This is a genomic window from Planococcus sp. A6, assembly GCF_028823615.1.
Taxonomy (GTDB): Bacteria; Bacillota; Bacilli; order Bacillales_A; family Planococcaceae; genus Planococcus.
The window spans coordinates 1-6,328 of the sequence record NZ_JAPEHT010000161.1 but is presented as its reverse complement, the minus strand read 5'-3'; the positions used below and the strand labels follow the sequence as shown (position 1 = coordinate 6,328).

Genomic DNA, 6,328 nt, shown 5'->3' with positions numbered 1-6,328 from the left:
CTTTTTAGTATGCGGTAGCACAGTCCAGAAATGTGCACCGTCAAGTCTCAAGCACCAGCAGCAATCACCGGTTCCATCGCTCCATACTGCGGCTTTTTGTCCTGCTCGCCGCATCCTGCAAGCAATAACACACCGGCCAGAAACAGCACAAACAATTGGCGCTTCATCGGAACCCCTCCTCAAATTTTATGTAACGAACGGGAAAGGAGGGTGAATCGAATTGCATAACTGGTGCCTGGCGTTAGGCGTAGGTGTTCTCGTAATTAGTTGCTTCTATTATACCATTCCAAATGATAAAAAACTGCGCCTTTGTACTGAATAATCAGTGAAAATAGGTTACACTAGAATTAACCATATTTTCAATATTATTAGACTACCAATATGGAAAAGTGAGTGCATAAAGACAATTTATTTTTAAAAGGGGAGTTTGATGATTTTATATAGCGAAATTTTCGGCACAGGGGAACCGATTGTGTTCCTCCATAGTGGGCTGCAGACCGGGCTCACCGATTTTGAATACCAGCGCAATTATTTCAAAGAACACTACCAGGTCATTGTGCCGGACCTGCGCGGGCATGGGAATTCTGTCACTTCAGACCTTGGCGATATTTTCGAAAGCAACGCGAAGGATTTGGCAGAGACGCTCGAACAGTTGGGAATCGACTCGGCCCATATCGTCGGGGCGTCGTTCGGGGCCTTGGTCGGGATCGTGTTCGCGAAGCGATTTCCATCCAAAGTGAAAAGCCTGACGATATCTGGTGTCACGGCAGAAAAGCCGGACAACTGGGCGCAATTGCGTGAACAGGAAACGCGGAACCAGCAACAGATTTTCCAATACGAGGAAACGAATGCGTATTTTGACCAATTGCATAAAGGCGATTGGCGAAAACTCGTCGAAATGGGGCAGAGTGAAGAATGGTATCCATTCGAAGAAACGAACGATTTGTCCGGCATTCATGTACCGATCCTCTACATCGCAGGAGAAGGCAACCCGAACGAAACGAAAGGCGTCTTGTATTACCCTAACAAGCATGAAAATGTCCGCGTATCGGTCATTCCCTTCGCATCCCATTTGGTTCATGCCGAACAAGCGGAATTACATGCGAAATCGCTTGAATTGTTCCTAAGCCACGTCGACTAATCAGGAGAGGGGCTCGTATCTCATGAAAAAACTCGGATCACTTTTGGCCATACTGATCATCCTTAGCGGCTGTTCGGAAGGCGACCGTTACAACTTCAAAGGAAGCGGCGACAATTGGGAGGTCTTCTATACGGTCGACGTCACTTCACAAGACAGCAAGGAAGCGACTGGGAAAATCGTCTACACCGGCGAAGAGCCGCCTCCTGAAACCATCATCTATTCAATTGAATCGACTGCCGGTGCATCGAGTGGAAATGTCTTGGTCGATGAAGGCGAAGTGCTGGTCGGCAAGAGTGCCTGCGAAGGCTGTGCGGTCATTCAACAAGATGAAGAGTTGGATGTGGAGATCAAATGGGACGGGCAAGTCGAGGAATTCGCGTTGACTACGGAATAAAAAAGTTCAAGGATTTTAAGCATAGAGCCTGACGGAGGAGAGTAAGCGATGAACACGACAAGAAGCCATGGCTTTCAATTTCTGGACTTTCTATTTATGGAGGAACATGAGATCCATCAGTTTGAGACAATTGCAGGTTCATTTGCAGTCATCAAATGCGGCGGCAAAAATCTGATGGTCTACAACAAATGGCGCGAGCAATGGGAACTGCCGGCTGGCAGGAGAGAAGGCGGAGAGACGTCGAAGCAATGTGCCGTAAGGGAATTGTATGAAGAATCCGGCCAGTTGATTGAGGACTTGGAGTTCAAAGGCTTGCTCAAACTCCAGCATACTGAAACTAGGGAAATCAAATACAATCCTGTTTTTCTTGGAACGGTAGATAAGTTACAGCCCTTCATACCAAATGACGAAACCACGGAAATGAAGTTATGGGATACAAAAGAGGACATCGGGGTCCTGGATGAAATGGATATTAAAATTCTCGATTATATCTAAGGCATTAAAATGTTATGGGGGGAAATCTGTGGAGGACATTAAAAAAGTTTGGCAGGGCGCAGCTGGTGTAGTGATCGACCAAGGCAAGATCCTCATGGTGAAATCGAAGACATCCGGTAAATGGAGCATCCCGTCCGGAGAAATTGAAACGGGCGAATCCCCACAACAAGCATGCGTGAGGGAAGTGTGGGAAGAAACCGGCTTTCGCGTCAAGGTCGAGAAACAGCTGCATACGAAGAGTGTGCAAATCGGCCATTATGAAGTGACGAGCCATTATTTTCTTTGCGAAGTCATCTCCGGCAATATTTGTTTTCAGGACCCGGATAATGAAATCGATGAAATTATGTGGAAAACAGAGGCCGAACTGCAAGAACTGCTTCACGATTACCCGGAAGACCAAGAACACCTCATTGCGTTCATGAATCGCGCGGCGGCTATCCAGTAATCCCTTTTCACAAACCATACGAACGGAGTTGCGCATGTGAACAGAGTATCGGTCATCACGGTCGGCAAAACCCATAGCGGCAAAACGACATTCGCCAAAGCGCTTGAGCAACAGCTAACCAATGCCATCGTCGTCGATCAGGACAATCATGCAGAAATCCTGCAAAACTATTATCCGGCGCTCGTCCCGAAAGAGGGGGCGAATGCGATCAAGTATGCCCTGACACAGACCATCGTCAATCATGCGGTCGACCAAACCGATTGCCACATCATTTTGTGCAATGCCAACCGCAACCGGCAAGGCCGCTTGAAGCTGCTGGATTTTTACCGATCGAAAGGCTTTACGACTATCTTGGTGAACTTTGACATGGCAGACGAGGTGTTAAAAACGAGAATCGATCAAGCCGGACGTGACACTTCCGTCTTGCGCACCGTTTCTTCATTTAAGGATGTGCTCGTACGTCAACAAGCTGAATCTGTTGGTAACCCCGGCGTCATTCCCTCACCAGACGAAGCGGATCATTTGTTCAACGTGGCAAATGAACAGCAAGTGGAAGCCGCCATTTCCGACATCACAATAATAGCTTCTAGGGGGAGTGGCTCATGAAAGAACTGCAAGTCCTGTCATTGCTGCTGATCATGCTCTTCACCTTAACGGCGTGCCAGAATGGTTTACTGAATGCCGAACAACAAGCTGCCGACAAAATCGTCTTGTACCAAATGGAAAGTTTCGGACAAGTGAAAGAAAACACAAATTACGAAATCACCGATAAACAAACAATCAAGCTGTTCGCAACAGCCATTTCTCGTGCCAATAAAGTCTCGGGCGTCGCCGATGTAGTGGACCCTAATTTCAAAGTGGAGTTCGGTGAAAAGGAATTCTATTTATGGATGGCGGAAGATCATGGGTCCGTCATGGATGTAGCAGATGACTATACGCTCTACACATTGGAACAAAAAGATGTCGAGCAACTCTACAGCTTTCTTTCATCCGAAAATCTGCTTGATTGAATGGACAAAGGTGGAGGAGGCCGCAGGATGAAGAAGTTTTTCTTATCAATCGTAGGCGGCCTTGTAATAGGGCTCATTCTTTCGTTCAGCTTCATGGATTACGAAAGCAGTTGGTCGCACCACATCCAAAGAGCTGACGTTGACCAAATGGTGGAAGAGATGGATTTCGATTTTGTCTTCACAGCCTCACTCCTGATTATCGTGATATCCGTATTGATTTTTGCCGTTTGGAGTTTCATTGAAAAAAAGAAGGATGAAAAGTTTGTCAGAGACTTTGAGAATGACAAAAAACGAGACAATTGAATGCACTCCTACGGCATCTTAAAGAAGATGCTTTTTTTCATGCCGTTATTTTTCTGCCTAACAGGGGATACAAGGAAAAGTAATGAAATTTATCAGTGAAAACCAGAGGAGGACAATCATATGGACAAACCGATCAAAGCGTTCGTCTTCGATGTGTACGGCACATTGTTCGACGTTATCGCCATCAAAGAGCAATGCGAAGAGGTGTTTCCCGGGCACGGTGACGCCATCAGCCAGACGTGGCGCACGAAGCAAGTTGAATACTTTATGATGCGCCAACTGATGGGCAAATACGATACGCTATACGCCGTCACGCACAGCGCCTTGAAATACGCACTCGAAGACGAGGGGCTCGAATCGACAGATGACATCGAGCAGCAATTGATGGACGCCTACTTGCATTTGCCGCTCTATGAGGAATCAGAAGCGGTATTGAAGCAACTGCAGGATCATCAGCTCGTCGTGTTCTCAAACGGCTCGCACGATATGCTCGATCCCCTGATCGAAAATGCAGGCATTAAGGGCTTGCTCGACAAGGCCGTCAGCGTCGATGAGATTAAGCAGTTCAAGCCGGCACCGGCCGCTTATCAATACGTCTTGGATCAATTGCAGATTGAGCGCGACGAAATTTTGTTCATGTCTTCAAACGGATGGGACATCTCAGGTGCGAAGAATTTCGGCTTCCAGACCGCATGGATCAACCGTAAACAAGCACCGGTCGAGCAGCTCAGCCTGGAGCCGGATTATGTATTTTCGGACTTGAACGGCTTGCTCAAATGGAAATAAAGCGCAGAAAAGATTAAAGCCGATTATTCCGGGTAAACTACTTATATAATAAGAGGAGGCTTTTATATGAACCGACTACAATTAGGGGATTTAGCCCCATCATTCTCATTGCCACGCGCTGAAGGCGGAGATTATTCGCTGCAACAGGACTTAACTGAACGCCCAGGTTGGCGCTTTGTCATTTTCTTCAGAGGATCGTGGTGCCCAGTATGTAACGAAGAATTGCAGGGAATTCAAGATAGCCTATCGTATTTCGAAGGCAAGGATATCCATTTCACGTTCTTGTCCACAGACAACCAGCAGGACCTAAATGAAATGAAAGAAAAACACGGCTTGACCTCTCCAATCTTGGCCGATGCGACTGAAGACATCCTGAAACAATACGGTGTCTACCATCACGGTGAAGATTCGCCGTACGAAGACCATGGCATTCACGGCGAGCCGGCATATTACTTGCTTGATGAAGAAGGCAAGGTCATGTACCAGCAACAGCAAACGAGCCCATTCGGCCGTCCGCATGCAAAAGAATTGCGCAAAATCGCTGCGTACATCCGCAAAAACTTAAAATAAGATTTTACACAAAAGAGCTTGGAGGGAATTCTCCAAGCTCTTTTTTCATTGCTCAATCCGTCTCGCGCACCGCGAAATAATTGTCTTCGGCATCCGCGAAATTGAAGGTCCGGCCAGTTGGCATCTCGACGATATCACCGACCGTGACGCCCTTTTTGGCCAACTCATTTCGCAGCTGCTCGAAATTGGTTGCGTAAAACAATAGCGACGGCGTCTCCAGACTCAAGTCTGTATCCATCTGTTCGAGCAAATTCTTATCATGCAAGACGATGCTCGTCTCCGCATCTTCACGAGGCGCAATTTCGATCCACCGCATGCCATCATTTTCGACGTCTTGCAAAACCACAAAGCTCATCTTTTCCGTCCAAAACGCAACAGCTGCGTCCTGGTTGCGCACATACACCATGACCTGTCCGATTTTTGAAATCATTGCTTTCCCTCCTCTGAATAAAATAATGATTCCCGTCATCCTAATAATTCGGTGGGTATATGAAAAACCCTTTCAATGAGCAGTCATTTAGGAACTGCGTTTTAACCCCAGGGAAACAATAAAATTTTCGATAAAGGACAGGATGCCGATTAGAAAACATAAAAAGCTCAGAAGGCACACTTCAGTCCAAGATGCGCCTAATGAGCGGAACAACAAAATGGAAAGGCAGCCTACGATAAAATAAACGGGTACGAATTTCTTGGACAATAATAAATGGCTCAGATAAATCACTCCTTGAGCTGTCCGAGGTTCGAACATGGTTGAATATGATAATAAAGACCATCTTTACATAAAAATGGAACAATCGCAATTCATGCCACAGAAGTTTGATACACTAACCTTAGAGAGCTCAAGAGAGGAGGAGACCAATGAAGAAAACACCAAAACTCATTCTATTCTTTACGCTCGGTATCATCACCGGCATTGTGTTGTACTATTTTTTCGGATAAGGAGGCGCGTACATAGTGGAAATCCGTAAAGCACAAGCTAAAGACGCAGCGGGTATTGCAAAGGTCTGCGCAGCCGGCAACCGTGCCACATACCGAGGTATATTGCCGCAACATGAAATCGAACGCGTCATCAAGAAATTTTATAACGAGCAGCGCATTTTGGGTGAAATCCACAATACTAGCCAGGACTGGAACGGCTGGTTTGTGGCAATGGAGAACGGGGAAGTCATCGGTGCGGGAGGCGG

10 protein-coding genes and 1 pseudogene are annotated in these 6,328 nt (G+C 46.6%); 10 read left to right on the top strand and 1 reads right to left on the bottom strand.

The annotated features are described in order from the left end of the window. The first annotated feature begins 430 nt into the window (after nucleotides 1-430). The 9 genes from ON064_RS16525 (at nucleotide 431) to ON064_RS16485 (ending at nucleotide 5,144) form a co-directional block, all read left to right on the top strand. Nucleotides 431-1,141, top strand: coding sequence for an alpha/beta fold hydrolase (locus ON064_RS16525; RefSeq protein ID WP_274625628.1), 711 nt, complete (start codon nucleotides 431-433; stop codon nucleotides 1,139-1,141). A 22-nt stretch (nucleotides 1,142-1,163) separates the two neighbouring features. Next, nucleotides 1,164-1,535 carry a hypothetical protein gene (locus ON064_RS16520; RefSeq protein WP_274625627.1) on the top strand — a complete coding sequence of 124 codons (372 nt, stop codon included), beginning with the start codon at nucleotides 1,164-1,166 and terminating at the stop codon, nucleotides 1,533-1,535. A 48-nt stretch (nucleotides 1,536-1,583) separates the two neighbouring features. Further along, on the top strand, nucleotides 1,584-2,030 hold the full coding sequence (locus tag ON064_RS16515) for an NUDIX domain-containing protein (RefSeq protein WP_274625626.1): 447 nt from the start codon (nucleotides 1,584-1,586) through the stop codon (nucleotides 2,028-2,030). A 28-nt stretch (nucleotides 2,031-2,058) separates the two neighbouring features. Continuing rightward, entirely contained in the window at nucleotides 2,059-2,475 is a 417-nt protein-coding gene (locus tag ON064_RS16510) for an NUDIX hydrolase (RefSeq protein ID WP_274625625.1), read from the top strand. 36 nt (nucleotides 2,476-2,511) lie between these two features. Beyond that, nucleotides 2,512-3,081 carry an AAA family ATPase gene (locus ON064_RS16505; RefSeq protein WP_274625624.1) on the top strand — a complete coding sequence of 190 codons (570 nt, stop codon included), beginning with the start codon at nucleotides 2,512-2,514 and terminating at the stop codon, nucleotides 3,079-3,081. Continuing rightward, nucleotides 3,078-3,485, top strand: coding sequence for a YhfM domain-containing protein (locus ON064_RS16500; protein WP_274625623.1), 408 nt, complete (start codon nucleotides 3,078-3,080; stop codon nucleotides 3,483-3,485). Before ON064_RS16505 ends, ON064_RS16500 begins: the two co-directional genes overlap by 4 nt. A 27-nt stretch (nucleotides 3,486-3,512) precedes the next feature. Further along, on the top strand, nucleotides 3,513-3,788 hold the full coding sequence (locus ON064_RS16495) for a hypothetical protein (protein WP_274625622.1): 276 nt from the start codon (nucleotides 3,513-3,515) through the stop codon (nucleotides 3,786-3,788). Nucleotides 3,789-3,908: 120 nt separating this feature from the next. Further along, nucleotides 3,909-4,574: a haloacid dehalogenase type II gene (locus ON064_RS16490; RefSeq protein WP_274625621.1), complete on the top strand. Its 666-nt coding sequence runs from the start codon at nucleotides 3,909-3,911 to the stop codon at nucleotides 4,572-4,574. A gap of 66 nt (nucleotides 4,575-4,640) precedes the next feature. Next, nucleotides 4,641-5,144 (top strand): peroxiredoxin family protein, encoded by a 504-nt coding sequence (locus tag ON064_RS16485; RefSeq protein WP_274625620.1) that lies wholly within the window; start codon nucleotides 4,641-4,643, stop codon nucleotides 5,142-5,144. A gap of 52 nt (nucleotides 5,145-5,196) precedes the next feature. On the opposite strand, the gene ON064_RS16480 is transcribed toward ON064_RS16485, so the two are convergent. Further along, nucleotides 5,197-5,574 (bottom strand): VOC family protein, encoded by a 378-nt coding sequence (locus ON064_RS16480; protein WP_274625619.1) that lies wholly within the window; start codon nucleotides 5,572-5,574, stop codon nucleotides 5,197-5,199. 524 nt (nucleotides 5,575-6,098) lie between these two features. On the opposite strand from ON064_RS16480, the pseudogene ON064_RS16475 reads away from it, so the two are divergent. After that, a pseudogene (locus tag ON064_RS16475) lies at nucleotides 6,099-6,328 on the top strand (GNAT family N-acetyltransferase); the annotation flags it as partial.